Raw genomic sequence first — 24,664 nt, 5'->3', positions numbered from 1 at the left:
AGGCTAGGTATTAACTCATTATATCCTGCGAGTATGGTTCGTCTTGCAATAGCCAATGCAGTATCGTCCAGTGGACAACACAGTGATGGGTGATTTTTTCTGCAATTCCCAAGAGTTTTCATTAGCTAATTATTTGATTTACATTGGAGCCTATCACTATGGATGACGTCATTATTATAGGCGGTAGCTTTGCTGGTCTTGCCGCCGCTTTGCAACTTGGTCGTGCTCGTCGCAAGGTCACCGTTCTTGACACGGGTCTGCCGCGTAACCGCTTCGCTGGCCATTCACATGGTCTTCTTGGCCATGATCATAAGCCACCACTAGAAATCTTAGCTGAGGCACGTCAGCAGTTAGAGCGTTATCCAACTATTAAGTTAGTCAAGGCTCAGGCCGACAGCATTTCTGGCTCTATCGATAATTTCTCTGTCCATACTAGCGATGGCAAAAGCTTGGGCGCACGCCGTCTAATCTTAAGTTATGGTGTTGTTGACCAAATGCCTGATGTTTCTGGTTTTGCAGAAAATTGGGGTGCTTCCATCGTACCTTGCCCATATTGTGATGGCTTTGAAGTCGCTGAACAGCATTGGGGACTGATTTGGTCTGGTCCAAAGTCCCACAATTATGTACGTTTGTACCATGACTGGACGAGTGTATTATCAGTCTTTCCAGATGGTCATGATATCTCACCTGATATTCGTGCCGATCTCGCACGTCGCAATGTAAATATCATCGACGGTCGGATCGTTCAAATTGCCCGTAATGAAGGGCGCACTGTAACTGTATACCTTGATAACGATCATAAGGTTACGGTTGATATCTTGTTCGCTCATCCGAGTACCAAACCGTCCGCACGGTTACATGAATCACTAGGCCTTGCTACAGTCGATACACCTTTTGGTATTGCTCTTAAGGTTGACGAGCGTCGCGAAACCTCTATGCCTGGTATCTATGCTGCTGGTGATCTCGCTAACCCTGCCATGGCATCAGTCACCATGGCATCATCACAAGGTGCAATAGCAGGTATCTCCGCTCAACAATCTATGTTGGTATAAGGCACAGATTCTTTTTAATCTGAACGTGTAGCTAACCAATTACTCATTTCTGGCCAAACCGCAGTAGGGGCTTGGCTTCCAGAAACCACACCCATATGACCACCTGGAACAACTTTAAAGGTTTTGTCTTGGCTGCTAATTAAATCCATAAGTGGCCTAACAGCATCAGCCGTCACAATAATATCTGTGCTACCACCCACTGCGAGTACTGAACATTCAATATCTTTTAGATAGGCTGTAAGTTCGCCGAATTTAACTACGCCATTGGATAGTTCATTATCAATCCAGAAACGGAGAATAATGTCACGCATGACACCACCCGGATAGGCCAGCATATTATCGATGAATGAACTTGAGGTTGCATGGTCGACAATAAATTCTCGGTTATCAAGATTCTTAAAAAGTTCCCAATATGTTTTCAAATTTCCAATCGGATCCGTTAATTTAAAACCTAGCGTGTTTTGCCAGCCATGAATATGAAATGCTTCACTTGGCACATGGTGACGAATGCGAAATGGCGTATGTTTACGAACCCATTCGGCAGGTTTAGTCAGACTGCCATAGAGTTTCCCCATATAACCCGCTTTATGGGTATCGATAGGGGAAGCAAGAATAATTAGATTTTTAATATCTTTATCTTTAAATAATGCGGTATAGCAGAGCGAAAGTGCACCGCCTAAGCTCCAGCCATGTAAAGAAAGCTGTTGCTGGCCACTGTGTTCTCGAACCTGCTTTAACATTTCAGGCATAAAAACTTTAATGTAGGTGCCGAAATTGTATTTAGCTTGGTGGCGAGTTGGCACGCCCCAGTCAATTAAATAAACATCAAAACCTTGTGCTAAGAAGAAACGTATAAAACTGCGTGTAGGGAACAAATCATAAATGAGCATATTTACTGCTAGCGGTGGAACGATCACCAACGGTACGCGATGTTTAGGTGTAGATGTATCGATCTCATTTTTATAATGGCGTAAGCTAATAATTTCATGCTTATAGATCACGTCAAAAGGTGTTTTTCCTGACAAGGCTATTTCAGGACCTCTAAAAAATAGATCCGATGCATTGATCAGCATGTGAGGCAGTTTTTGGCCCGCACGTGTCTGAAGAGATTTTTTAATAGACTGTAGCTGAGGAACGTTCTGACGAATTTTAAGCAATAAACTCATTGAATATAAAACCTATAAAAATGTTGCCCAGAGCGATAAGGAGCTGGTCTTTTCAGGGATATTAAAGGGAATGAGTTCTAAGTTCAGTGACCCAAAAGACAGTATTTTCTGCTTAAGGTATCAAAGGTTAATTATTTATATTTAAGAATGGCTTTATTTAAGGTTTTGAAATTAATAGTAAAATTATTTTTATCTAAATTTTTATATAAAATATTTAAGAAATTAAGCTTTTTTTAAGAATAATAAAAGTTTATTGGTAGAGTAATTTTGTAAAGTTTGTTTGTGTTTTTTTTACATATGAAAAAATAAAATATAATTATTTTACAATCGATTAGGAATTTAATTAGAAAGTAGCATATATGGAATTTGTTTTTAATGGTTTTTATACACTAATTTCGGCGGTTATCGTCTTGTTGTTAGGCCGCTTTCTTGTTAATCGGATTAATTTTTTACAGCGCTATAATATTCCCGAACCTGTAGCAGGTGGTTTGGTGGCTGCGGTCATTTCGCTACTTGTCCATACATTATGGGGATATAGCGTTGTCTTCAGTAGTGAGTTGCAAACCAGCTTTATGCTTGTCTTCTTTGCTTCAATTGGTTTAAGCGCCAATTTTATGAAGCTTAAAGAAGGTGGTATGGCTTTGGTTATTTTCTTAGTTTGTGTAGCTTCTTTTATTGTAGTACAAGACGCGGTAGGCATGAGTCTTGCGACTTTGCTTGGTCTTGACCCATTAATTGGCTTAATTGCTGGTTCAATTACCTTAACAGGTGGTCATGGTACAGCAGGAGCTTGGGGAGAAATTTTAGAAACTCAGCATGGTATTCAAGGTGCTCTAGCTTTAGGAATGGCGAGTGCAACTTTTGGTTTAATTATTGGCGGTGTGATAGGTGGACCGTTAGCGAAACTGCTTATCAACCGTTACAGTCTGGCTCAACCAAAAACCAATAATGAAATTCATTATAGAGACACGCATGTTGAGCAAAATTCGGATGACCTTGCACCGTTTGAAAACCCTCATCAAGTTCGTTTAATTACTGCCGATAATGCAATTACTACACTAGGTATGTTTGCAGCATGTTTGGCGTTTGCTGAATTTATGACGGGTTTTAGTAAGGGGACTTGGTTTGAGTTACCAACTTTTGTTTGGGCACTCGGCGGCGGCGTAATCTTAAGAAATATTTTAGAAAGCGTGTTGAAAATTGATATTTTTGACCGTGCGATTGATGTGTTTGGTAATGCATCTTTGTCTCTTTATTTAGCAATGGCATTGCTTTCTTTAAAACTTTGGCAACTGGCTGACTTAGCTGGGCCGCTTGTGGTTATTTTAGGTGCTCAAACACTTACCATGGCTTTATATGCAGCGTTTGTAACTTTCCGCGTGATGGGCAAAAACTATGATGCAGCAGTACTAGCAGCAGGCCATTGTGGTTTTGGTATGGGAGCAACGCCAACAGCAGTTGCAAATATGCAGGCGATTACCAACATGTATGGTCCATCGCATAAGGCATTTTTAATTGTTCCGCTTTGTGGTGCATTCTTTGTCGATTTAATTAATGCAACGGTTATTCAGCTCATGTTGAAATTCGTTGTTTAATCAAAAAAAGCCCGTAAGGGCTTTTTTTATGAGTGCTTAATTATGAACCTTAAAAATAGAGATATATTTTGTTCATACGGATACTCTAAATTTTAATTTTCGGACGATTAAAGTCATTGTATTTTTAGGATGCTTTTTCTCAAAACTAATAATCGCCCTCAAATCTAGTTTCACATAGAATAAATTGCTGATAAATAAAATGAGAAATGTATGAGCTCAGAAGCACATTCAATTAGCTTGGTTGCCCCCGTAGTTTTATTGGCAGCAGCTGTTATTGCAGTCCCTATTTTTAAACGTATTGGCTTGGGTTCAGTATTAGGTTATTTAATTGCGGGTCTGATTATTGGCCCATTCGGGTTTGCTTTTTTTCAAGATTCTGCCGCGATTTTGCACATTGCCGAGTTGGGAATTGTGATGTATCTATTTGTGATTGGTTTGGAAATGCAACCCTCACATTTATGGAGTCTTCGACGCGAAATTTTTGGCTTAGGCACACTACAGATCATCATTTGTGCGTTGGCTTTGACTGGCGTTGGGCTGTTATTTGGCTTCACGTGGCAAGTGGCTTTTATTGGTGCGGCAGGGTTTGTATTAACCTCGACTGCGATTGTGATGCAGTTATTGGGCGATCGCGGTGATTTGACCCAACCTCGTGGGCAAAAAATTGTAGCCATCTTACTTTTTGAAGATTTATTGATTGTACCTTTACTGGCTATTGTCGCTTTTATGGCACCGAATCATGTAGTTGAAAGCACATCGGTACGTTTGGAAAATATAGGAATTGGTTTAATCGCAATTGCAGGCCTGATTGCGGCAGGGTATTGGTTACTTAATCCATTATTTAGACTCTTGGCTGCCGCTAAAGCACGAGAAGTCATGACTGCCGCCGCACTACTGGTGGTGTTGGGTGCAGCGTTACTTATGCAAGTGAGCGGATTGTCTATGGCGATGGGTGCTTTCTTGGCGGGTGTGCTTTTATCTGAGTCGACCTTTAGACATCAAATTGAAGCGGATATTGAACCATTCCGAGGAATCTTGCTGGGCCTCTTTTTCCTTGGTGTTGGCATGTCACTGGATTTATCAGTGGTTGCTCAGAACTGGCAGCTTATTGTGAGTGGGGTAATGGCCCTCATGTTTGCTAAAGCCCTCATGATTTATATTGTCGCTCGATTAACAAAAAGTCCTCATACTGAAGCGTTGGATCGTGCCTTACTCATGGCTCAAGGCGGAGAGTTTGCTTTTGTACTTTTCTCTGCCGCGCTAAGTGCACAAGTTATTGATAGTACCGTTAAATCTAATCTTACTGCTATTGTGGTACTTTCAATGGTGTTAACCCCAATTGTTGGTATTCTTTTTAAACGTTTCACTCAAACTAAAGTAGATGTTTCATTAGAAAACGTCAATATTGCCGAGGGTTTAAGCGGTAGTGTTTTAATGATTGGATTCGGACGCTTTGGTCAGGTCACCAGTCAATTGTTGTTAGCACGAGGTGTCGATGTCACCATTATTGATAATAATACCGACATGATTCAAAACGCCGAAAAATTTGGTTTTAAAATTTATTATGGCGATGGTTGTCGCCTAGATATTTTACATGCTTCTGGTGCTGCAACTGCACAGGCAATTGTGGTGTGTGTCGACAGTAAAGACACCACCAATAGAATTGTAGAATTGGTTACCCATGAATTTCCTTTAGCAAAATTATTAGTCCGTTCGTATGACCGTGAGCACTCCCTGCATTTAGTCAAACAAAAAGTGGACTTTATGATTCGCGAAACCTTTGAATCTGCGATTAAGTTTGGCGAAATTATTTTACAAGAACTTGGCGTAGATGAAGACGAAGTAATAAGAATTAGCGAGGAAATTCGAGATCTGGATAATGAGCGTTTTGAAACTGAAATTGCAGCAGATGATGTATACGCTGGCGTTGGTTTGCAATATACACATGCTCATCATCCAAGACCAACAGCGCCATTAATTCGACCAAAACGGGAAGGGCAGATTTTAAATAAAGAAGACACCTCAGACAACGAGTCTTGATGCGTGTGAAGTTTAGTAAGAGTTCTCTTTAGCAGAACTTTTGCTAAACAATAAATCCGATGCACCTATCAATCAAATCAGCCTACCTCTTATAAGCCCGACTATAAATGCTCTAATGCTGTTCCTTTAACTGGGTTTCTGCGCCAGTAATAGGGCTGCAAAAATCTAAGAAAAAGCTTCCACGGTGTGATCCACGCAATTCGTCGGTTGGCTTTTTTATTTTGAATCATTTGTTTTGCTAAATAGGCACAAACCACTTCTGGTGAATCAATCACAAAGAAAAATAATCGCTTCATCTTTTTCCAGTTTTGGATGTTTCCATTGGTCCAAGAAGAAACTAAAAGATCAGTTGCAACCATACCTGGACTAAGCGTGCCTGTTAAAATCGGCGTCGATTTTGTTTCTTTATAAAGTGCTTTACTAAAATAACTTACAGCTCGTTTGGTGGTTGCATAGGGAGTCATGCCGGCACTCCATTCGCCGTTGCTTCCCCAACCTTCCATGTTAAAGATTTGTCCATAACCTTGTTTGAGCATGCCTTTTAAAGCCACTTGAGAACCTAGCATCGTACCTAAAATATTGGTTGAAACCGCCGCGTTTAATTCGTTAGGTTGAAGGTCAACAAAGTTTTTTGTTGGATGGCAGCTTCCAGCATTATTAATCCAAACATTTACATGTCCAAAATGCTCAATTGCACCATTCCATAGGGTTTGTACACCGGAAATTTGAGTCACATCACAGCATAGACCCATAAATTTTTCTTTATTGAACTGAGTTTCTAAGTGGGTGAGGGCATGATTTAAGTGTTCTAAGTTTCGTCCAGCAATCACAACTGAACATTCCAGCTTTAAAAAAGCTTCGGCGAGTGCCAAGCCAATACCTTTGGTACTACCTGTAATGACTACACAACAAACTTCGCTTTTAGATAAACTCATTGAAATCTCTATATAAAAATTAGAATGTTATTGAGCGACTCTATGCAATTGAGTAGTTTGCTCTTTTAATAAAAGTAGATAGACAACTGATAAACTTATCATCGAAATATTCATTACGATAGGGTTGTAAGGCAAAATAAGCGTAGATGGAATTAAAACACCAATTAAAACAAGCAGGCCGAGTAAACCCAAAATACTTAAATAATGAATATATTTATGCGCAGAAAAGAGAAAACATAAACCAAAAATAATTTCGGCAATACCGCTCGCATGGCCTGCAAGTTTTGCATTTGCTAAAGACAATCCTATCGATTGCCACACAAAGATTTCATCAGAATTAAGAAATAGAAATTTGGGAACAAGTCCTTGATAAATCCATAAAAGAGCGAGAATAAGGTTTATAAATTTGAAAACTTTAATATTTGTCATTAAAACTACTCTGAGCTTTTTAAAGGTTGTTACTCGTTCTGAGGGGGGAGTAATAAGTAAATGATTATATAATATGTATTATTATAGATTTTAAATTCTCTTATTGTTTTAAATTAAAATTGATTTACATCAGTTTTTAAATATAGAAATCATTCTTTTATAAGAAATAAATTACATCACTATCAATATCTTGCTAAATATGTCTATGAGTACTTTAGCGTGAAATCTTTTTTCAATAGAGATTGGCTTCTTCCTAAATCAAAATGTCCCTTATTAACATTCATTTGAAAATTATCAAGTTCTAATATGGAACTCTATTGTTGAGCAAATTAAAATAAAGGATTTTAAAACAATGCTAATCTCAAGCCATAGATTACCAAAGGGTCTTAAGGACAAAGTCAATCAAAAAGTCGCAAAGATTTCTGGCTTATTGTTAGGCGCTGTTACACCAGAGCGGCAATCGGCATTGCCAAAAGAGTTTGAACTCAGTCCACACACGCTTTATAAACGCTTTAGGAGCACACATTACGGGATTATGGTACCTGACTTACCTGAACCATTTCGATACTTATCTTGGGCTTCAGTTTTAGGTTATGTAGGATTTACGATTACAGATACCAACTATCAAATGTCTAAGGATGGAAAAGGTGATACCGCTTCGTTAGTGCATGGAACCGCATTATCGACAACGTCTGAAGCTTATAGAACATATTCAATTAAAAATGATATTAAATTTAGCCAAAATCCTTTTGGGATTAATTTTGACAATCAAACTATCATGCATGAGCAAGGCGATGGATTTGTACTCATTACCAAAAGAGAAGACTTAGAGCTAGAACTTTATTTAAAGCCCACTAAAGCTGTTTCATGGTTTGCCTATAGTGGCCTATATAAGCACTTTAGTGTGCTCATGCAATATGAAGGTCATATCAAACAAAAGGGAAATAGTGAGACCGTTCAGGGGCTATGTACACTTGAGTCGTGGAAAGCCATAGCTACCTCAATGCTAAAGAACAAATGGTTGGTTGAGAATATACAACTTCCCGTAAAAGTCTTTAGCTATCAAGTGATCAATATTGATCATGAACAGCAGTTGTTGTTGGCTTTTATCTGCTATGAAGATCAACCGATTATGACTTCTGTTTACTACCGTCATATAGATGGAACGTCAATTCAATATAACGGCGATATCCTTTTTGAAGTAACTAGTCTTCAACCAGAACCACAAATTACTCCTGATAATTTTTCAATGAATGTTCCAAATACTTTTCGCTGGGTTGCTTATCACAATAACCAAAAAGTTTTAGATATTTCAGCACATGTAGATACCCCATATTGTTTTGGATTGGCTGCCGGTTTCGTTTCTTCATATGCATGGCAAGGTGAATTTCATGATCAGGCATTGGAGGGTAGAGGTTATCTTGAATATATAGACCGAAGATAAAATCATTATAAAGCTTAATCTTTATCTATAGCTTTAAGCGAATTGGGAAAATATCTGGTTTATAAACCCAATTTAACAATAGATTTTAATTATTTATCCTTACTTTTTAATGATCTATTTTAAAACAGATGTCATTTTGTGTGCTTGACTGTAATAGGGTTGAGCACTATCCTTTGCTTGCTGGCCTACATCGCCAGCCGGCTTTGACAGGCTGTTTTAGACCGCATCAGAATTATTTCTTCTGAGGAATAGTTTTGCGTGTGTACCTCTCGTTCCCTCCCGTTGCGGTAGGACGGGAGAGGGACACCCTTGGGTGTGCTGGCGTCTAACCAGTCTGTCAACCTTCTCTCGTTCTGCCACCATAATTATTTGACAGTAATTCGGTAGAACTTCTTTAGACATGAGGAGTCCTCTATGTATTTTATTTCATCTCTTTTATTGGTCTTTACCAAGCCCTCTTTGCCCACATCACTTAATTGGTCTCCAAAAAAGCTGAATTGAATCAAGGTTTCTACACCTTAACAATCGTTACGACTAAAACATAGCAACAATAAACCAGAGATAGGCGAGCACACCCTTATTGTGCGGCTTTCCCATGCCTGTTTTTAGCACTCATTTTAAGAGTGACGGCATTTCTATCTCTTTTATATACAACAAAAAATTATCTTTGAGCAGAATATTTATGCCAAATTTAGAGGCTTCATTTAGAGCACTGCGAGTGCTCCACATAGCAAGAGTTTTATTTAATCAATATGGTTTTCATAAAGTCGGTGTTGACCGAATTATTGCGGAAGCTAAAGTTGCCAAAGCTACTTTTTATAATGACTTTCATTCGAAAGAAAGGCTCATCGAGATGTGTCTGACTTTTCAAAAAGACGCGTTAAAAGACAAGGTATTTTCAATTCTCTATTCGTACCAAGAACTCATGGTGCTTGATAAACTCAAGCAAATTTACTTTTTACATACCAATTTAGAAGGCTTTTACCGCTTGCCATTTAAAGCCATTTTTGAAATTGAGAAGCTTTATCCTGCTGCATATAAAGTCGTCATTGATTATCGAAACTGGTTCATTAATGAAATTTATAAATTACTTTTAACCCTAAAGGCTACCGCTTCAATGGAAGATGCTCACCTGTTTTTATTTGTGATTGATGGAGCAATGGTTCAACTTGTAGGGCAGAATCAGATAGATGAACGAGATAAGCTTTTAGATTACTTTTTACTGATGATTTCTTCGGTTTAGACTAAGTGGAAGCTCCTTTTTATAAAGGGGCTTTTTTATATCCTTTTCTGTTATTTCTATAATTTAATAAAGTAAACGGTAGAGTCGTTATTCAATTTTCTCTTGAAGAAATGAGATTAGTTTGGCACATTGCTTAGAAGTAGAATTTTATGCAAGCGTTGTAGCAAGCAGTTCTGACAAAGTAAAAATTATAAATTTCAGAGTATAACTATGCGGCTTAAAGAATTAGCAGGTTGTGAGGAGTGCGATACAGTCTATCGTAGAACCCCGCTTGCTTATGGAAAAAGAGCTTATTGCGTATGTTGCGGCGCTGAACTCTATCGGCACACCAAGCCTTTTTCGACATTGCTGGCTTTAATCTTAACTGCATTAATCGTATTTATTCTTGCCAATAGCTTTCCTATTGTAAAAATTGAATTGCAGGGAAATATCTCTGAAACCACTTTACTTGGTGCGGTTTGGGTGATGTTTCATTATGATCGGGCTTTTGTTGGCGTACTGATCTTAATTACTACTTTTATTGTTCCGCTTTCCTATCTTTTATTACTTTCCTATGTGTTAGGTACAGTGAGTATATTGAAGAGAAGACCCACATTTTTGGTGTTTGCCTTACGCACACTTTATTTTATGAGAGTGTGGGGAATGGTTGAGGTGTTCTTAATCGGGATTTTGGTCACACTTGTGAAGTTAATCGGAATGGTCTTAGTCATTCCAGAGATTGCTTTATGGGCATTTGCGATCTTGAGTGTATTGTTGGTTTATATTACTTCTATAAAGGTGAGTGATATTTGGAACGAAATTGATAGGTCACTGCCATGAAAACGATAAAAAGCGTGACCCAGACAAAAAGCTCGCAGCAAGCATCGATGATTCAACAATATCCAAGAGCCAAAGATCTCTCATTAATTGTGTGTCACTGCTGTGGTATCGTAAATTCTGTTAAAAATGAAAAAAAACGACTCAACCAAAACGCTCAAGTTTTACGTTGTATTCGCTGTAATAGCGTACTGCATTCACGTAAGCCAGCGAGTTTAAATCGAACTTTTGCTTTAGTGGTGGCTGCAACTATTCTGTATATTCCAGCCAATGTACTTCCAATGACGGTAACTGACTCACTTTTAGGTAGTCAGCAAGATACCATCATGAGTGGTGTCATTTACTTTTGGCAAAGTGGAGACTATCTGGTTTCAGTGGTTATTTTCATGGCCAGTATTTTTATTCCAATGTTAAAGCTGCTGATTTTGTATTTTTTATTGGTAGCGGTATATCTTCAACAATCGTCAGCTTGGAAATTTTTACCTGAGCAGTGCGTTAAATTATATCGAGTTGTCGAGTTTATCGGGCGCTGGTCAATGATTGATGTTTTTGTGGTAGCCCTCTTAACAGCGCTTATTCAGATTCAATCGCTTGCTACCATTTTAGCAGGGCCAGGTTCGATTGCTTTTGGTGCGGTTGTGGTGTTGACCATGTTTGCATCTTTAAGTTTTGACCCGCGACTGATTTGGGATAACTTCTACGCATCTCAAAATACAAACAAACCTTCTTCTTTCGCTTCAGAAAAATCAACGATTATTCAGGCAGAACACCCGCCGTTGAATAATGATTCCATTAATCCCAGTCAATAAAAGAACAATGAGTATGTCTGAAAATGAACTAACCACTGGTAACTCAGATCGTCGTGATACAGATGTTGAACTGGATAGCATGAATGATTTACCAGAACCCCAAGAAAAGAAAAGTCGGTGGAGACCTCTTTTAATTTGGCTCATTCCATTGATTGCTCTTTTAATTGCGCTTTCATTAGCGATAAAAGCGCTCTTGTCTCACGGCCCTACAATTGACGTATCTTTTAGGACGGCTGAGGGGCTGGTTGCAGGTAAAACAACTGTTCGTTATAAGCAGGTGGATATTGGTGTAGTACGACAAATTGATCTTTCGGAAGATCGTTCCCACGTGATTGCCAGAATTGATTTGCGTAAAGACGCGAGTAACTTTGCAGCAAAAGATTCACGATTTTGGGTAGTGCGACCACGTATTGGGACGAGTGGGGTTTCAGGCATCGATACTTTATTGTCAGGTTCATATATTGAAGTGGATGGGGGTAAATCGGAGGAGAAAAAACTTGAATTTACTGGGTTAGAGATACCGCCAGTTATATCTTCAGATGTGCCCGGAAAAATATTTTTCTTAAATGCAGATGATTTGGGATCTTTAGATATCGGTTCTCCGATTTATTATCGTCGAATTAATGTGGGGCAAATTACAGCTTATAAATTATCTGATGATGGTAAAAATGTTGAACTGCAAACCTTTATTCGTGCACCGTATGACAAGTTTGTCACTACCGATGCACGTTTTTGGCAGGCGAGCGGAATCGATGTAACTTTAAATGCTTCCGGCTTTAATTTAGATACCCAGTCGCTTGCAAGTATTGTTGCGGGTGGTATTGCTTTTGGATACCCTGAAAACTCACATGCGACCACAGCAGCAAATCATAGCCGCTTTAACCTTTGGGATTCAAAATCTGATGCATTGAAAGATCCAGATGGACAACCTCGTGGTGTGATTATGTATTTTGATCATTCATTGCGTGGATTGGCAGTCGGTGCACCAATTGACTTCATGGGTATTGAAGTTGGTAATGTTAAAGCGATTAATGCTGAATTTACTAACGACTATAAGCAGATGCGTATGCGTGTTGATGCCGTTTTTTATCCTTCACGTGTTGAAAAAGGTTTGGCACTTAATCCGAATAGTGAAATCTTCAAAGACTTTGTTGAACATGGATGGCGTGCTCAAATGAGAACAGGCAACTTACTCACGGGTCAAAACTATATTGCCCTAGATAAGTTCCCTAAAGCTAAACCAGCCAAATTACAAATCTTGAGTGATGACCGTGTGGTGATTCCAACTACGCAGACCGAACTCAGTGGCTTACAAGCACAAGTTTCTCAGATTGCTGACAAGTTAACGAAATTCCCGTTAGTTGAGATTGGGCAGGATGTACGTAAAACGCTCAACAATATGAACACGGCCATTGCCTCTACCGACAAACTGGTTAAGCAGTTGGATGGAAAAGTTGCACCTGGTTTACAAGCAACCTTGGACGATGTCCGTAAAACGGTAAGATCATCTGAGTCTATTTTGTCGAGTGATGCGCCGTTACAACAAGACGTACGTAAAGCATTGCAGCAAATGACACGTGCGGCAGCTTCATTACAGTTAATGGCAGACTATATTGAACAACACCCTGAATCAATTATTCGTGGTAAAACACCAGAGACCGATGATGAAAAATAAAAACACTCTATCTTTTCAGCATCCTAAAGCAGCCAAATGGCTGCTTGGGAGTGGCCTGTTTTTAACAGCAGTTGCCATGACGGCCTGCTCGAGTTCACCGACACCAAACTATTATACGATGTCTCCTAAAATCACTGCGGCTACAAAATCAACTGTGCAGGTGATTGAAGTATTACCGGTCGGGATTCCAGACCGATTGGACCGTGCGCCTTTGGTGCTACAAGACAGTAGTGGTAAATCTACGGTATTAAATAATGAACGCTGGACATCGACTATGGGTACGCAATTACGCGATACCTTGTCGGCGGGTTTACAGCAAAAATTAGGGGCAATTGACAGTTATAGCAGTGGGCTGGCTGGAAACAATCAACCGTTATATCGAGTTTCTACGGACTTTTCTCATTTTGATATTGTAGATAAAAGCTATATTAATATTGCGGTATCTTGGGTGGTGAAGCGTCAAATACCACCCACTCAATTAGAGTCAAATAATGCAAAAGTCATCACTAATGTAGGATCCCAGCTCAATTGTCGAATTGCTTTTAAACAGCCGATTGATCAAAAAGCTAAAAAGATGGATGCAATTGTGAGTGCTTCAAGTGAGGCCATGACTCAAATTATTAATACGGTTTCTTCTTCAATTGTGGCGTTAGATTCAAATAAAAAATCGGTTATTAGCAATGGTGTTTGTTCTTAATATTAAATCTATACACGTTTTATCCGGTTAAATGCCGGATAAAATTTGATAATTCCATCCGGTTTTAGGTTCTTTAATTGTTAGTTAAAAGCTGTGAGGAAAAATTTACTCATGTGAGTGTTTTAAATCCCATCCTTTTTCAATACAAATTTGATCAAATGATCTTGCAAGATCGGCTAGAGTAGTTTCTTTTAAATGTTGAATCAAAATCGCCTGTGCAGCTTGAATACTTGTATCTAGAGCTGCATTGACGACTTGTTCTACAGCACATTCCGGATTTTTTCTTTCATTGCCGATTGCAAAAATTGTAGGTTCACCAATAGCCTTATAAATATCAAGAAGCGTAATTTTTTCTATATCTCCTATTAAGTGCCAACCACCGCCCGGCCCTTTCTCTGATTGTACAAAGTTAGCCTGTTTTAACCCAATCATGGTACGACGAATAACTACAGGATTAGTTGATAACATTTTGGCAATTTCTTCAGAAGTAAAACTGCGATTTTGCCTCGCCATGTGTAAAAGCACATGAAGTATTCGGGAAAGTTTATTGTCTGTACGCATAAGCACAAAAAACAGCGCGATCAATAGAATGTATAAAATGTAACATGAAAAGTTGCAAATTAAAATAAAAGGCATTAATGTAACTTCATAAGTTACTTATTAAGGGTGAATAAAATGCTGTATGACGTTGCGATTATTGGTGGCAGTTATGCGGGTTTATCAGCAGCAATGCCGTTGGCCCGTGCACGTAGAAACATTGCGATAATTGATGCAGGGCAAAGAAGAAATCGTTTTGCTGAATATTCTCATGGATTCCTTACCCAAGATGGAACTCAAGCTAATGAAATTGTTGAAATTGCAAAAAAACAATTAGAAGTTTATAGCACTGTTGAATGGCAAAATGGGAGAGTTAAAAAAATTGCAAAAATAGATGAAGGTTTTTGTATTTGTATTGATGGAGTGTATTCCATTCAAACTAAAAAAATTATTATTGCGGCAGGAGTTAGTGATCAGTTGCCAGAAATAGCGGGTTTGGCTGAAAGATGGGGAAAAACGGTTTTTCATTGTCCATATTGCCATGGATACGAGTTAGAAAAAGGAAAAATCGGTATTTTGGCCACGTCAGAACACAGCTTACAATTGGCGATGATACTGCCTGATTGGGGCCCAACCACGCTTTTACTTAATGGAAATGATCAACTCATTCATACAGAATGGCATACTTCCTTACAAAAACGTGGAGTGATTGTAGAGCCATGTGTTATTCATGAAATCAGAAGTGAGGCAGAGATTGTGTTTACGGATGGAAAGGTTATTGCTTTGGATGGACTGTTTATTCCAACACGTACATATATTACTCAACCTTGGCTGGCCGAGCTTGGATGTGAAGTCGAAGACACGCCGTTTGGACAAATAATCAAAACAAATGCGACAAAAGACACCACGGTAAAAGGGGTTTTTGCTTGCGGTGATATTGCACGTTTAGGTGGTTCGGTTCCATTCGCAGTTGCAGATGGAATGATGGCAGGGGTAAGCGCTCACCGTTCGCTTATTCTTAATGGTTCATCGTAAATTAGGAAAACTGCATTCTACTAAGATCATCACGAATACAGGATCCCAGCTCAATTGTCGAATTGCTTTTAAGCAGCCGATTGATCAAAAAGCTAAAAAGATGGATGCAATTGTGAGTGCTTCAAGTGAGGCCATGACTTAAATTATTAATACGGTTTCTTCTTCAATTGTAGCTTTGGATTCAAATAAAAAATCAGTTATTAGCAATGGCGTTTGTTCGTAAAACGCATCGCTTTTAACCAACCCCTTTATTTGTGTACAACAGATAAAGGGGTTTTCTATTTTAGTTGCCTCGATAGGTTGAATAACCGTAAGGGCTAAGTAGTAACGGAATATGGTAGTGATTTACGCTTCCATCGACTTTAAAAATTACAGGTACTTCAGCAAAAAAAGTTTGTTGTTTGTTCTTTTTAAACCAGTCTTCAGTTTTAAAGGTAACTTTATAAACCCCTTGCTCTAGTTTTTTGTTTTCTGGATAGAGCGCAGTGATACGACCATTTGAATCGGTTACTTGCTGGTTGAGCTTAACCCACTGGTTATTGGTGTTTTTTTCTAAAACCACTTCAACCTGAGAAGAGGGCAAACCCGTTTCTAGGTTTAACACATGCACACTTAGCGGATTAGTTTGAGCAAACGTAGCTGAAGCAATAAATAATGAAGATAAAGCAATAAATGATTTAGGCATGGTAAAGCTCCTTATGAATGAAAAATAGTTTCAATGGCTTTGCTTGCGCATTGATTGTCATTTTGTGCACCGCCAGCACCTGCAACCCCAATTGCTCCGATCACTTGATTCTCAAAACGAACAGGTATGCCGCCACCTAACAAAAGTAAACTTGCTAAGGTGGTTAAATTTTTTGCATTAGGGTTTTGGTTACTGTTTTGGCTTAAAACCAAGGTCGATGTTTTGGTAGATAAAGCGGTATAGGCTTTTTTCTCGGCAGCCATTAAATTATGCGGACCCACCAGCTCATGCCGTTCGGCAGTTAAAGGATTACCGCCGCGATCTACAACAACGACCGCAATATTTTGATTTAGTTTTTTGCAGGCCTCTTTAGCACTGTCGGCTAGCAGATGCGCAGTTTTTAGATCTAACGAATAAACTTGATTCAAAGCAGGGGGCTGTGCAAAAGTACTATTACCGAATAGCACGGCTGCTAACATCAGCCAGTTCAATTTTTTCATAATGATTGCCTCTATGTCGCTTTGAAAATCTTAAACAAATTGCTTAATTTCAAGCATGACAATCACATTACAAAGTTGTCATCTTTCTAATGAGTCTCTACAAAATGCGTATCCTTATTATTGAAGACGAGATCAAGATCGCCACTTATTTGGTCAAAGGATTAAAAGAGTCTGGATATCAAGCAGAGTGTGTTCACTTAGGGCTGCAAGGGTTGGAATTGCTAAAGAGAGATCAATATGAATTGCTTATTCTTGATGTCATGCTGCCAGACATAGACGGCTGGAGTGTATTACAAGTCCTACGCCAGTTTTCAAAAATTCCGGTGATTTTCTTAACGGCAAAAGATCAGGTGATGGATAGAGTGAAAGGGTTAGAGTTGGGTGCAGACGATTACTTGGCTAAACCATTTTCGTATATTGAACTGTTGGCACGTATTAAAAGTCTGTTAAGAAGACAGCAATATCTACAAGAAAATGAGCTGTCTATTAGTGATTTAAAAATGGATGTGGTCAGCCATAAAGTATGGCGTAGTGGCAACTTAATTGAGCTAAGCAAAACCGAATTTAATTTGTTGCGTTACATGTTGCTTAACAAACAGCAAATTGTGACGCGCAGACAAATTGGCTCCGAAGTTTGGAATATTAACTTTGACACCGATACTAACTTTATTGACGTCGCAGTACGCCGTTTACGGAGCAAAATTGATGAGGGATATGAGTTAAAACTCATTCATACCATACGTGGCTTGGGCTATAAAATTTCGGTTAGCTTATGAACTTTAAATTTCTGCGTTCTCTTGAAGTCCGTATTACATTACTGGTCACGCTTTGTTCTGCCTTGATTTTATGTTCAGTCGGCTTTATGACCTATTTAGGTATTAACCAGATTTTATTAAAGCAACAAGATAAAGCTTTAGCAGACAGAATTAACCGTTTGGAAATTTTGCTGCAAGATAGCGAAAATGTAGAGCAAATCATTGCGCGTCCTAAGCTGTATCAAAACATGCTTGGCAACCAAGATAATTTGTTTCTACTGATCCATAAAGACAAAGCTTTAATTAATATCAATCCGCTCCATATTCAGTTACCTGAACTTGCACAGCGCAACAGTCTTCAATTTCAAGATTTAGCCAACAACTCATATCCAACACGAATTGCTTGGAAAACCATAAAAATTAATAACGAGCCTTATCTGCTCATTGCAGGTAAACAGTGGTCGGAACGCATCAATATTCTTTTACCTTTTCAAGAAAGTCTCTTGATGTATGTGGTCGGGGGCGTGTTTGCGATCTTTGTGCTTTGTATTTTAGCTTGTCATTTAGGTTTACGGTCGCTACAACAGCTTCGCAAGCAAACTCATTCTATTAATGCAAATCAGCTCCAGAAAAGATTAAACCTATCAAATTCTCCTTTAGAAGTTGATCTGCTTTCAAAAGATATAAACCACATGCTTGAGCGTATCGAAAAAGGCTATACACAGCTCAACCGTTTTTCTGAAGATATCGCTCATGAGTTCCGTACGCCTTTAAATAATCTGATTGGGCAAACCGAGATTGCTTTAACTGGCGAACGCTCGGTTGAGCAATATGAAGATTTGCTGGTGTCTCATTTAGATGATTACCACAGATTAAAACGCATGATTGATAGTATGCTTTTCTTGGCAAGAGCCGATCAGAAAATGGTTCTTATAAACAAACAGGAAATAAACGTTCAAGACGTTATAGATGGCCTATGCCAGATTTTTGAATATCAAGCTGAAGAACAAGAGTGTCATTTTAGTTTTAACTTAGAGGCTAAAAATTTATTTGCAGATCCTGAGCTTTTTCAAAGAGCCGTTTATAACCTGATTTTAAATGCGTTGGTTCACGGTGGTGACAAGCGAACTATTTATATCGTAACTAAACATAAGATGATTGAGCATACGCAATGGGTCAGCCTGACTGTGGTAACGGGTGGGGTTTCAATTGCTGAACATCAACTTGAGCATCTTTTTGAAAGATTCTACCAATGTCACTCAAGTCGAAGTGATTACAATCAAACAGGTGGATTAGGTTTGTCGATTGTTGCTTCAATTATGGATCTACATCATGGTCTCTATCGAGTTTATAACACGGTCGAGGGTGTGTGTTTTGAGCTTGATTTTCCAGTTGCAGCTGCTGTAAAGAAATATAATTAAATCTTTATTAATATTCCTTAATTTGTAAAATTCACACTTTGTTCACAGCCCTCTAAAGTATGTTTAAACGTATCAAATAAACAAAAGAGGGCAATCATGAAATTATTATTTAAGTCACTTGTCATCAGCAGCAGCCTTGCAGCGGTGAGCTTAATGCTTCCTTTGAGCACTTACGCCGACACAAATACGAAACCTGTCGCTGTTGAATCTATCGATATTAATAAATATGCAGGTAAGTGGTATGAGATTGCGCATTTACCGATGTTTTTTCAGCGTAATTGCGTAGCCAATACAACTGCAAACTATTCTATTAACGCGGACAAAACCGTTGGTGTTTTAAATAGTTGTACGACTAAAAAAGGTGAAATGATCTCATCTGAAGGGGTTGCCTACCCGCAAAATGAAGGCAACAGTAAATTGAAGGTAAGCTTTTTACCATCTGGCCTTAGATGGCTTCCTTTTACAAAAGGCGATTACTGGGTTTTAAGAGTTGATCAGAATTATCAGGTCGCTTTAGTCGGTGGCCCAAGCCAGAAATATTTATGGATTCTTTCTCGTAGTCCTCAAATTGATGAGGCGACATATCAGTCTTATTTGCAAACCGCAAAAAGCTATGGTTACGACGTTTCTAAACTCGTTAAAACAACCCAGTCTAAATAGCGAAGTGCTGGTTGCGTAGATGCTTATATTTATCTCGTAATCGAGTGAACTTCACATAAAATTCATTGCGCATTTTCTACATTAGAACCAAAAGAAATGCTTTAGATCAGGAAGAATCAATGTCTAAATTTTTTCTGCGCTGGATCGATAGCTGGTCAGATTCAGAAAATGCGCAAGTGGGTACTTCTAGCGAATATGTCATTGAAAAGAACATTCAATGGTTAAGAATAATTCCTTTTATTTTATTGCATATCGCTTGTTTAGCTGTGTTCTGGGTGGGCGTATCTTGGTTTGCAGTTGTCTTCATGCTGGGTTTTTATTTTCTTCGCATGTTTGCAATTACTGCTTTTTTCCATCGCTATCTTTCTCATAAAACTTTTCAGACCTCACGTATTGTTCAATTCATATTTGTACTCATTGGAACCATGAGTGCACAGCGCGGACCATTATGGTGGGCAGCACATCACCGTTATCACCATCATTTTACCGACACCGATCAGGACCCGCATTCAGCTAAGGCAGGCTTTTGGTATTCCCATGTAGGCTGGTTTTTAAATGAGCAAAATTTTGCCACTCGAAAAAAAGTCATTAAAGACTGGTTGAAATATCCTGAGCTGATTTGGCTGGACCGATTTAGTTTACCTATTGTGATTTTGACGGCTTTAGCAATTTATGGTTTCGGTTCATGGCTTGCACAACATTTTCCTGAGTTGGGTACTAATGGCTTACAGCTTTTGGTGTGGGGTTTTGTAATTTCAACAGTTCTATTAACGCATGCAACGTTATGTATTAATTCACTCGCGCATCGTTATGGTTCAAGAGAGTTTAATACCCCAGATGACAGCCGTAATAACTTTTTACTTTCTTTAATTACCTTAGGTGAGGGATGGCACAACAACCACCACTTTTACGCGGGCAGTGTGCGTCAAGGTTTTTATTGGTGGCAGATTGATATCACCTTTTATGTGCTCAAACTGATGTCTTTATTTGGTTTGGTGTGGGGGCTAAAGCCAGTACCAGACAAGGTTTATCAATATAAAAAGATTAAAAAACTATCGATAGAAAAAATTGAAAACGGTGAAGTGTTATGAAAATTGCCATTATTGGTTCAGGTATATCTGGACTTTACGCAGCTTGGAGATTGTCAAAACAACATCAAGTCACCGTATTTGAAAAAAATAACTATTTTGGCGGTCATACTGACACTCACGAGCTAGAGGTAGAAGGCGCTAAAGTCGCGGTAGATAGTGGTTTTATCGTATTTAATGACTACAACTATCCGTTATTTACCGACATGCTAAAAAAATTAGGTGTAGAAACTCAAAGCAGCGATATGAGTTTTTCAGTGAATAATCTGGTGAGTGGACTTCAATACAATCCTTCAAAAAAATGGTCGCTCTTTGCCCGTCCACAGAACTTTTTAAACCGTAAATTCCTGCAAATGCTCTCAGATTTGCTACGTTTTTATGATGATAACAAAGATATAGATGTTACAGATATCGATCCAAATTTATCGATTGAAGAGTATTTAGACCTCCATAAATATAGTCATGAGTTCCGTTATGAGCACCTTTATCCGATGTGTGGTGCATTATGGTCGGCTCCCGTTGAGCAGGTAGGCCAAATTCCATATCGATTTGTGGTGAGTTTTTTTCAACATCACCGCATGTTGCAGTTAAAAGAGCGCCCGCAGTGGCAAACAGTTAAACACGGCTCAGCAAGTTATATTCGTGCTATTCAAAAGGATTGTCCATCCATTGAGTGGAAATTTGCAGAAGTAAAAGCTGTAAGCCGTTCGCACGAAACAGTTTTGATTGAAACCGTTGAGGGGCAAGCCCAGTACGACTGGGTGATTTTTGCAAGCCATGCTGACGATAGCCTAAGCCTAATAAAAGATGCGTCAGAACTTGAACAGGAAATATTAAGCCAATTTGGTTATCAAGATAATCGGATGGTGGTTCACCGTGATCTTTCAATTATGCCTAAAAGCCGTTTGCAGTGGGCAAGCTGGCATGTCCATGTAACTCCTACATCTCAAGTCCAAAACGAAGTATCCGACATACATTATGGTTTTACCTACTGGATGAACAATTTACAGAATTTATCCTGTGCTACTCAGATTTTTTCTACGTTAAATCCAAATATGAAAATTAAAGCTGAAGACATCTTGGTTGAGCGTAAATATCGTCATCCTGTGTTTGATGCAAAAGCAATTCAAGCTCAATCTCGCTGGCAAGAAATTAATGGTAAAAATCGCACTTCGTTTTGTGGAGCGTATTGGGGCTGGGGCTTTCACGAAGATGGCGCCCGTAGCGCAGCACGTGCTGTAGAACAACTTTTAGCGTTATAACAATAAGTAAGGAGCTTTCAAATGTTATTAAATAAACTTGCTATCGCTCCTGCACTTATTCGTCACAGACGCTATAGCCCGAAACCGCATCAATTCACATCGACCCTAAATTATTTATGGTTCGATCCAGATCAATTAGATGAGATTTCAAAAGATTGTTCACTTTGGTCGACCGATCACTGGAATGTATTAAAGCTATCTAAAAATGATTTTTTAAACATGTATCACGGTTCTATAAGAGACAGAGTAGAGAAAGCGATACTGCAAAATAATCACTTACATCTTCGGCCAGACTGGCAAATCCGAGTGTTGGCTTTGCCTCGTTGTTTAGGTTTTCGGTTTAATTCAGTCGTATTTTATTTTGTTTTAAATAAAACTGGAAAACCCGTATTTATTGTCAGTGAAATTACCAATACTCCGTGGAATGAACGAAAAGTTTATATACACGACTGCTCAAAACAACAAAGAAATATGAGTGATTATCAGAGTTTCGATTTTAACTTTGAAAAATCATTTCATGTTTCGCCGTTCATGCCCATGCAGTTGACTTACCGCTGGCGGTTTAGTTTTTCAGATCAGCAAAATGTCATTCACATGCAGCTTTTTGAAGAGCAAAAACAACTCTTTGATGCCACTATGCGCTTTGAACTTGTGCCCATCACATTTCCTTCACAGCAATATCGATATGCTCTTGTGAACAGCTTAGCGCCTTTTAAAATGCTGTTTTCAATATATTTAGAGGCATTTAAGTTGTGGCGAAAAAAAGTTCCATTTTATCGTCATCCTAAAAAGATCAAGGTAGATAAGACATGATAAAAACATTTCTGTATGGTGAGGATGACTCACTACCAGTGCTACTCAAAAGTCTTCTCAAACTACGCCATGGACAGATCACTTTTCAGGGTGCATGGAATGGTACGGTTGGTGAAGTATCAGACTTGCATGCTGTAATTGAAGTTCACAATCCTTTGCTTATGGATCTCATTTTGAAAAATGGTGTTTTAGGGGCTGCGGAAGGCTATATCCGTGGTGACTGGAGCAGCGAGCAACTTGTAGAGTTGATTCAGATCTTGGCACGTAATCGAGATGTACTAGACCAACTTAATCAAAATGTTATTGCTCAAGCGAGCCAGTTTTTTCTTAAGGCTTGGTATCAAAATCGAAAGAATTCTATAAGTGGCAGCCGTAAAAATATTGCTGAGCACTACGACTTAAGCAACGACTTTTTTAAATTATTTTTAGATCCATCTTTAATGTACTCGAGTGCAGTTTTTGAAAATGAAAATATGACACTCGAAGAAGCATCAGATCTAAAAAAAGAGATCATCTGCAAAAAGTTAGATTTAAAACCAATGGATCATTTGGTTGAAATTGGAAGCGGTTGGGGAGGTTTTGCAATTTACGCAGCTGAGCATTATGGCTGTAGAGTGACCACCATTACCATTTCACAAGCTCAATATGATGAAGCTGTTATCCGTGTAAATGAAGCGGGTTTGGCACATCGAATTGATGTGCAACTCAAAGACTACCGCTTACTTGAAGGAAAGTTCGACAAGCTTGTTTCAATTGAAATGGTTGAGGCTGTTGGAGCGCAATATTTGCCGACATATTTTGATCAATGTAAAACACTGTTAAAACCGAAAGGTCTAGCCTTTATTCAAGCCATTACCATTGAAGATTTTCGATATAAAAAAGCATTAAATACAGTTGATTATATTAAGCGCTATATTTTTCCTGGTAGCTTTATTCCTAGCGTGAGTGTATTAACTCAAACCGCCTCTGAAAGTGGTTTAAGGCTAAAGCATTTAAATGATATCGGTTTAAGTTATGCACAAACAATTCATCACTGGCGAGCACGGTTTTTAACCGCACGAGAAGAAGTATTGGCTCTGGGTTTCGATGAAAACTTCATTCGCATGTGGGATTTCTATTTATGTTATTGCGAGGGTGGTTTTAAAGAAGGCGTGATAAGCAATGTTCACTTGTTGTTTGAAAGTAGCAGTTACTAACTCAAACAGCTCAAGTAAGGAGACTGCTTATGTTTTTGAATTTACTGATTCTAGACTTATTTATCATGTTGATAAGTTGGTTACTTGCTACCGCAAATGGCCGAGCTGGAATTGTAGATGCCGCATGGAGTTTCTGTCTGGCATTAAACATTATTGTGTCTTCTTTACTCATTTCAGTTGCTCCTGTTGAAGTACGTCTGTTTATTGGTATTTTTAGCGGCTTATGGTTTCTAAGATTATTTTGGCATCTGTTAAGACGTTATCAATCTGAACAAAAAGAAGATGGTCGTTACGCAAACATGCGTCAAGCCCTGGGAAAGTTTCAGCATGTTGGCTTCTTTTTATTTTTTATCTTTCAAACACTTTTAGTGTGTTTGTTCTTTTTACCAATGTGGACACTCCTCAATGTAGAAGCAACTGAATGGAGTAGTGGATATAAAGTCACTTTAGTGATTGCAGCTGTAATTATGGCGATTGCTTTCATTGGAGAGCAGCTCGCTGATCAGCAGTTATATCGATTTAAATTAAATCCAGAACATCATGGCAAAACGATGGATCAGGGTTTATGGCGTTACTCACGTCACCCAAATTATTTTTTTGAATGGTTACATTGGTTTGCCTATCCAATCATTGGCTTAGCGGCAGGCCAATATTTATTGTGGATTTATCCGTTACTGATGTGGCTGTTTTTATATTACGTCACGGGTATTCCATTTAGTGAAAAACAAGCAATTAAAAGTCGCGGTCAAAATTATCTTGATTATCAACAAAAAACATCAATGTTTATTCCGCGAAAACCCAAAAAATAGGT

Annotated in this window: 24 protein-coding genes and 1 pseudogene; 19 read left to right on the top strand and 6 right to left on the bottom strand. The window is 38.7% G+C overall.

Annotated features, from left to right (window positions below; genetic code table 11):
* Window positions 1–158: 158 nt before the first annotated feature.
* Window positions 159–1,052, top strand: coding sequence for an NAD(P)/FAD-dependent oxidoreductase (locus ACS125_RS16555; protein ID WP_443273410.1), 894 nt, complete (start codon window positions 159–161; stop codon window positions 1,050–1,052).
* A gap of 14 nt (window positions 1,053–1,066) precedes the next feature.
* Here the strand turns inward: ACS125_RS16555 and ACS125_RS16550 are convergent, their stop codons facing one another.
* Window positions 1,067–2,218 (bottom strand): alpha/beta fold hydrolase, encoded by a 1,152-nt coding sequence (locus ACS125_RS16550; RefSeq protein ID WP_238611676.1) that lies wholly within the window; start codon window positions 2,216–2,218, stop codon window positions 1,067–1,069.
* A 359-nt stretch (window positions 2,219–2,577) separates the two neighbouring features.
* On the opposite strand from ACS125_RS16550, the gene gltS reads away from it, so the two are divergent.
* A complete protein-coding gene (gene gltS, locus ACS125_RS16545) occupies window positions 2,578–3,813 on the top strand; it encodes a sodium/glutamate symporter (protein ID WP_004791327.1) in 1,236 nt (411 codons plus the stop codon).
* Window positions 3,814–4,023: 210 nt separating this feature from the next.
* The gene (locus tag ACS125_RS16540; RefSeq protein WP_443273407.1) at window positions 4,024–5,853 is read left to right on the top strand and encodes a monovalent cation:proton antiporter-2 (CPA2) family protein; all 1,830 of its coding nucleotides are present in this window, start codon (window positions 4,024–4,026) and stop codon (window positions 5,851–5,853) included.
* A gap of 101 nt (window positions 5,854–5,954) precedes the next feature.
* Here ACS125_RS16540 and ACS125_RS16535 read toward each other — a convergent pair whose 3' ends face one another.
* Both ACS125_RS16535 and ACS125_RS16530 read right to left on the bottom strand, forming a co-directional pair.
* Window positions 5,955–6,788 (bottom strand): SDR family NAD(P)-dependent oxidoreductase, encoded by an 834-nt coding sequence (locus ACS125_RS16535; RefSeq protein ID WP_443273405.1) that lies wholly within the window; start codon window positions 6,786–6,788, stop codon window positions 5,955–5,957.
* A 27-nt stretch (window positions 6,789–6,815) separates the two neighbouring features.
* Window positions 6,816–7,217 carry a DoxX-like family protein gene (locus ACS125_RS16530; protein WP_443273403.1) on the bottom strand — a complete coding sequence of 134 codons (402 nt, stop codon included), beginning with the start codon at window positions 7,215–7,217 and terminating at the stop codon, window positions 6,816–6,818.
* Between the two features lie 352 nt (window positions 7,218–7,569).
* Between ACS125_RS16530 and ACS125_RS16525 the strand changes: the two genes are divergently transcribed.
* From ACS125_RS16525 to ACS125_RS16500, 6 genes are all read left to right on the top strand, one after another.
* Window positions 7,570–8,661 carry a DUF6670 family protein gene (locus ACS125_RS16525; RefSeq protein WP_443273401.1) on the top strand — a complete coding sequence of 364 codons (1,092 nt, stop codon included), beginning with the start codon at window positions 7,570–7,572 and terminating at the stop codon, window positions 8,659–8,661.
* Window positions 8,662–9,343: 682 nt separating this feature from the next.
* Window positions 9,344–9,904, top strand: coding sequence for a TetR/AcrR family transcriptional regulator (locus tag ACS125_RS16520; protein WP_443274010.1), 561 nt, complete (start codon window positions 9,344–9,346; stop codon window positions 9,902–9,904).
* Between the two features lie 210 nt (window positions 9,905–10,114).
* Complete coding sequence (locus ACS125_RS16515) at window positions 10,115–10,723, top strand: paraquat-inducible protein A (RefSeq protein ID WP_004791338.1); 609 nt, start codon at window positions 10,115–10,117, stop codon at window positions 10,721–10,723.
* The gene (locus tag ACS125_RS16510) at window positions 10,720–11,529 is read left to right on the top strand and encodes a paraquat-inducible protein A (RefSeq protein WP_296522543.1); all 810 of its coding nucleotides are present in this window, start codon (window positions 10,720–10,722) and stop codon (window positions 11,527–11,529) included. The genes ACS125_RS16515 and ACS125_RS16510 overlap by 4 nt, the downstream gene beginning before the upstream one ends.
* A 7-nt stretch (window positions 11,530–11,536) precedes the next feature.
* Window positions 11,537–13,204, top strand: a complete 1,668-nt coding sequence (locus ACS125_RS16505) for a PqiB family protein (RefSeq protein ID WP_443273397.1) — start codon at window positions 11,537–11,539, stop codon at window positions 13,202–13,204.
* Window positions 13,194–13,901 (top strand): PqiC family protein, encoded by a 708-nt coding sequence (locus tag ACS125_RS16500; RefSeq protein WP_004791343.1) that lies wholly within the window; start codon window positions 13,194–13,196, stop codon window positions 13,899–13,901. Before ACS125_RS16505 ends, ACS125_RS16500 begins: the two co-directional genes overlap by 11 nt.
* 105 nt (window positions 13,902–14,006) lie before the next feature.
* Here ACS125_RS16500 and ACS125_RS16495 read toward each other — a convergent pair whose 3' ends face one another.
* Entirely contained in the window at window positions 14,007–14,462 is a 456-nt protein-coding gene (locus ACS125_RS16495; RefSeq protein WP_034596577.1) for an Rrf2 family transcriptional regulator, read from the bottom strand.
* Window positions 14,463–14,567: 105 nt separating this feature from the next.
* On the opposite strand from ACS125_RS16495, the gene ACS125_RS16490 reads away from it, so the two are divergent.
* Both ACS125_RS16490 and ACS125_RS16485 read left to right on the top strand, forming a co-directional pair.
* Window positions 14,568–15,473, top strand: coding sequence for an NAD(P)/FAD-dependent oxidoreductase (locus ACS125_RS16490; protein ID WP_081399489.1), 906 nt, complete (start codon window positions 14,568–14,570; stop codon window positions 15,471–15,473).
* A gap of 16 nt (window positions 15,474–15,489) precedes the next feature.
* A pseudogene (locus tag ACS125_RS16485) lies at window positions 15,490–15,696 on the top strand (hypothetical protein); the annotation flags it as partial.
* A 60-nt stretch (window positions 15,697–15,756) separates the two neighbouring features.
* Here ACS125_RS16485 and uraH read toward each other — a convergent pair.
* Both uraH and ACS125_RS16475 read right to left on the bottom strand, forming a co-directional pair.
* Complete coding sequence (uraH, locus tag ACS125_RS16480) at window positions 15,757–16,158, bottom strand: hydroxyisourate hydrolase (RefSeq protein ID WP_005046214.1); 402 nt, start codon at window positions 16,156–16,158, stop codon at window positions 15,757–15,759.
* A gap of 11 nt (window positions 16,159–16,169) precedes the next feature.
* Window positions 16,170–16,637 carry a GlcG/HbpS family heme-binding protein gene (locus tag ACS125_RS16475; RefSeq protein WP_443274008.1) on the bottom strand — a complete coding sequence of 156 codons (468 nt, stop codon included), beginning with the start codon at window positions 16,635–16,637 and terminating at the stop codon, window positions 16,170–16,172.
* 125 nt (window positions 16,638–16,762) lie between these two features.
* On the opposite strand from ACS125_RS16475, the gene ACS125_RS16470 reads away from it, so the two are divergent.
* The 8 genes from ACS125_RS16470 (at window position 16,763) to ACS125_RS16435 (ending at window position 24,662) form a co-directional block, all read left to right on the top strand.
* Window positions 16,763–17,434 carry a heavy metal response regulator transcription factor gene (locus ACS125_RS16470; protein ID WP_443273394.1) on the top strand — a complete coding sequence of 224 codons (672 nt, stop codon included), beginning with the start codon at window positions 16,763–16,765 and terminating at the stop codon, window positions 17,432–17,434.
* Window positions 17,431–18,834: a heavy metal sensor histidine kinase gene (locus tag ACS125_RS16465; RefSeq protein ID WP_443273392.1), complete on the top strand. Its 1,404-nt coding sequence runs from the start codon at window positions 17,431–17,433 to the stop codon at window positions 18,832–18,834. Before ACS125_RS16470 ends, ACS125_RS16465 begins: the two co-directional genes overlap by 4 nt.
* Before the next feature lie 96 nt (window positions 18,835–18,930).
* On the top strand, window positions 18,931–19,494 hold the full coding sequence (locus tag ACS125_RS16460) for a lipocalin family protein (RefSeq protein ID WP_443273390.1): 564 nt from the start codon (window positions 18,931–18,933) through the stop codon (window positions 19,492–19,494).
* Window positions 19,495–19,613: 119 nt separating this feature from the next.
* Window positions 19,614–20,585 (top strand): acyl-CoA desaturase, encoded by a 972-nt coding sequence (locus tag ACS125_RS16455; protein ID WP_443273388.1) that lies wholly within the window; start codon window positions 19,614–19,616, stop codon window positions 20,583–20,585.
* Window positions 20,582–21,844, top strand: a complete 1,263-nt coding sequence (locus tag ACS125_RS16450) for an NAD(P)/FAD-dependent oxidoreductase (protein WP_443273386.1) — start codon at window positions 20,582–20,584, stop codon at window positions 21,842–21,844. The genes ACS125_RS16455 and ACS125_RS16450 overlap by 4 nt, the downstream gene beginning before the upstream one ends.
* Before the next feature lie 21 nt (window positions 21,845–21,865).
* Window positions 21,866–22,657 (top strand): DUF1365 domain-containing protein, encoded by a 792-nt coding sequence (locus ACS125_RS16445; RefSeq protein ID WP_443273384.1) that lies wholly within the window; start codon window positions 21,866–21,868, stop codon window positions 22,655–22,657.
* Window positions 22,654–23,853: an SAM-dependent methyltransferase gene (locus tag ACS125_RS16440; protein ID WP_174727682.1), complete on the top strand. Its 1,200-nt coding sequence runs from the start codon at window positions 22,654–22,656 to the stop codon at window positions 23,851–23,853. Before ACS125_RS16445 ends, ACS125_RS16440 begins: the two co-directional genes overlap by 4 nt.
* Window positions 23,854–23,882: 29 nt before the next feature.
* Window positions 23,883–24,662, top strand: coding sequence for a DUF1295 domain-containing protein (locus ACS125_RS16435; protein WP_174738834.1), 780 nt, complete (start codon window positions 23,883–23,885; stop codon window positions 24,660–24,662).
* Window positions 24,663–24,664: the final 2 nt, after the last annotated feature.

Source organism: Acinetobacter sp. PFS20 (assembly GCF_052261015.1).
GTDB lineage: Bacteria > Pseudomonadota > Gammaproteobacteria > Pseudomonadales > Moraxellaceae > Acinetobacter.
This window is presented reverse-complemented; position numbering and strand designations above follow the sequence as displayed.

Bases quoted from the DNA above. Each gene is read 5' to 3' on its own strand.
- ACS125_RS16555 (WP_443273410.1), top strand. From the start codon at position 159: ATGGATGACGTCATTATTATAGGCGGTAGCTTTGCTGGTCTTGCCGCC.
- ACS125_RS16550 (WP_238611676.1), bottom strand. From the start codon at position 2,218: ATGAGTTTATTGCTTAAAATTCGTCAGAACGTTCCTCAGCTACAGTCT.
- gltS (WP_004791327.1), top strand. From the start codon at position 2,578: ATGGAATTTGTTTTTAATGGTTTTTATACACTAATTTCGGCGGTTATC.
- ACS125_RS16540 (WP_443273407.1), top strand. From the start codon at position 4,024: ATGAGCTCAGAAGCACATTCAATTAGCTTGGTTGCCCCCGTAGTTTTA.
- ACS125_RS16535 (WP_443273405.1), bottom strand. From the start codon at position 6,788: ATGAGTTTATCTAAAAGCGAAGTTTGTTGTGTAGTCATTACAGGTAGT.
- ACS125_RS16530 (WP_443273403.1), bottom strand. From the start codon at position 7,217: ATGACAAATATTAAAGTTTTCAAATTTATAAACCTTATTCTCGCTCTT.
- ACS125_RS16525 (WP_443273401.1), top strand. From the start codon at position 7,570: ATGCTAATCTCAAGCCATAGATTACCAAAGGGTCTTAAGGACAAAGTC.
- ACS125_RS16520 (WP_443274010.1), top strand. From the start codon at position 9,344: ATGCCAAATTTAGAGGCTTCATTTAGAGCACTGCGAGTGCTCCACATA.
- ACS125_RS16515 (WP_004791338.1), top strand. From the start codon at position 10,115: ATGCGGCTTAAAGAATTAGCAGGTTGTGAGGAGTGCGATACAGTCTAT.
- ACS125_RS16510 (WP_296522543.1), top strand. From the start codon at position 10,720: ATGAAAACGATAAAAAGCGTGACCCAGACAAAAAGCTCGCAGCAAGCA.
- ACS125_RS16505 (WP_443273397.1), top strand. From the start codon at position 11,537: ATGAGTATGTCTGAAAATGAACTAACCACTGGTAACTCAGATCGTCGT.
- ACS125_RS16500 (WP_004791343.1), top strand. From the start codon at position 13,194: ATGAAAAATAAAAACACTCTATCTTTTCAGCATCCTAAAGCAGCCAAA.
- ACS125_RS16495 (WP_034596577.1), bottom strand. From the start codon at position 14,462: ATGCGTACAGACAATAAACTTTCCCGAATACTTCATGTGCTTTTACAC.
- uraH (WP_005046214.1), bottom strand. From the start codon at position 16,158: ATGCCTAAATCATTTATTGCTTTATCTTCATTATTTATTGCTTCAGCT.
- ACS125_RS16475 (WP_443274008.1), bottom strand. From the start codon at position 16,637: ATGTTAGCAGCCGTGCTATTCGGTAATAGTACTTTTGCACAGCCCCCT.
- ACS125_RS16470 (WP_443273394.1), top strand. From the start codon at position 16,763: ATGCGTATCCTTATTATTGAAGACGAGATCAAGATCGCCACTTATTTG.
- ACS125_RS16465 (WP_443273392.1), top strand. From the start codon at position 17,431: ATGAACTTTAAATTTCTGCGTTCTCTTGAAGTCCGTATTACATTACTG.
- ACS125_RS16460 (WP_443273390.1), top strand. From the start codon at position 18,931: ATGAAATTATTATTTAAGTCACTTGTCATCAGCAGCAGCCTTGCAGCG.
- ACS125_RS16455 (WP_443273388.1), top strand. From the start codon at position 19,614: ATGTCTAAATTTTTTCTGCGCTGGATCGATAGCTGGTCAGATTCAGAA.
- ACS125_RS16450 (WP_443273386.1), top strand. From the start codon at position 20,582: ATGAAAATTGCCATTATTGGTTCAGGTATATCTGGACTTTACGCAGCT.
- ACS125_RS16445 (WP_443273384.1), top strand. From the start codon at position 21,866: ATGTTATTAAATAAACTTGCTATCGCTCCTGCACTTATTCGTCACAGA.
- ACS125_RS16440 (WP_174727682.1), top strand. From the start codon at position 22,654: ATGATAAAAACATTTCTGTATGGTGAGGATGACTCACTACCAGTGCTA.
- ACS125_RS16435 (WP_174738834.1), top strand. From the start codon at position 23,883: ATGTTTTTGAATTTACTGATTCTAGACTTATTTATCATGTTGATAAGT.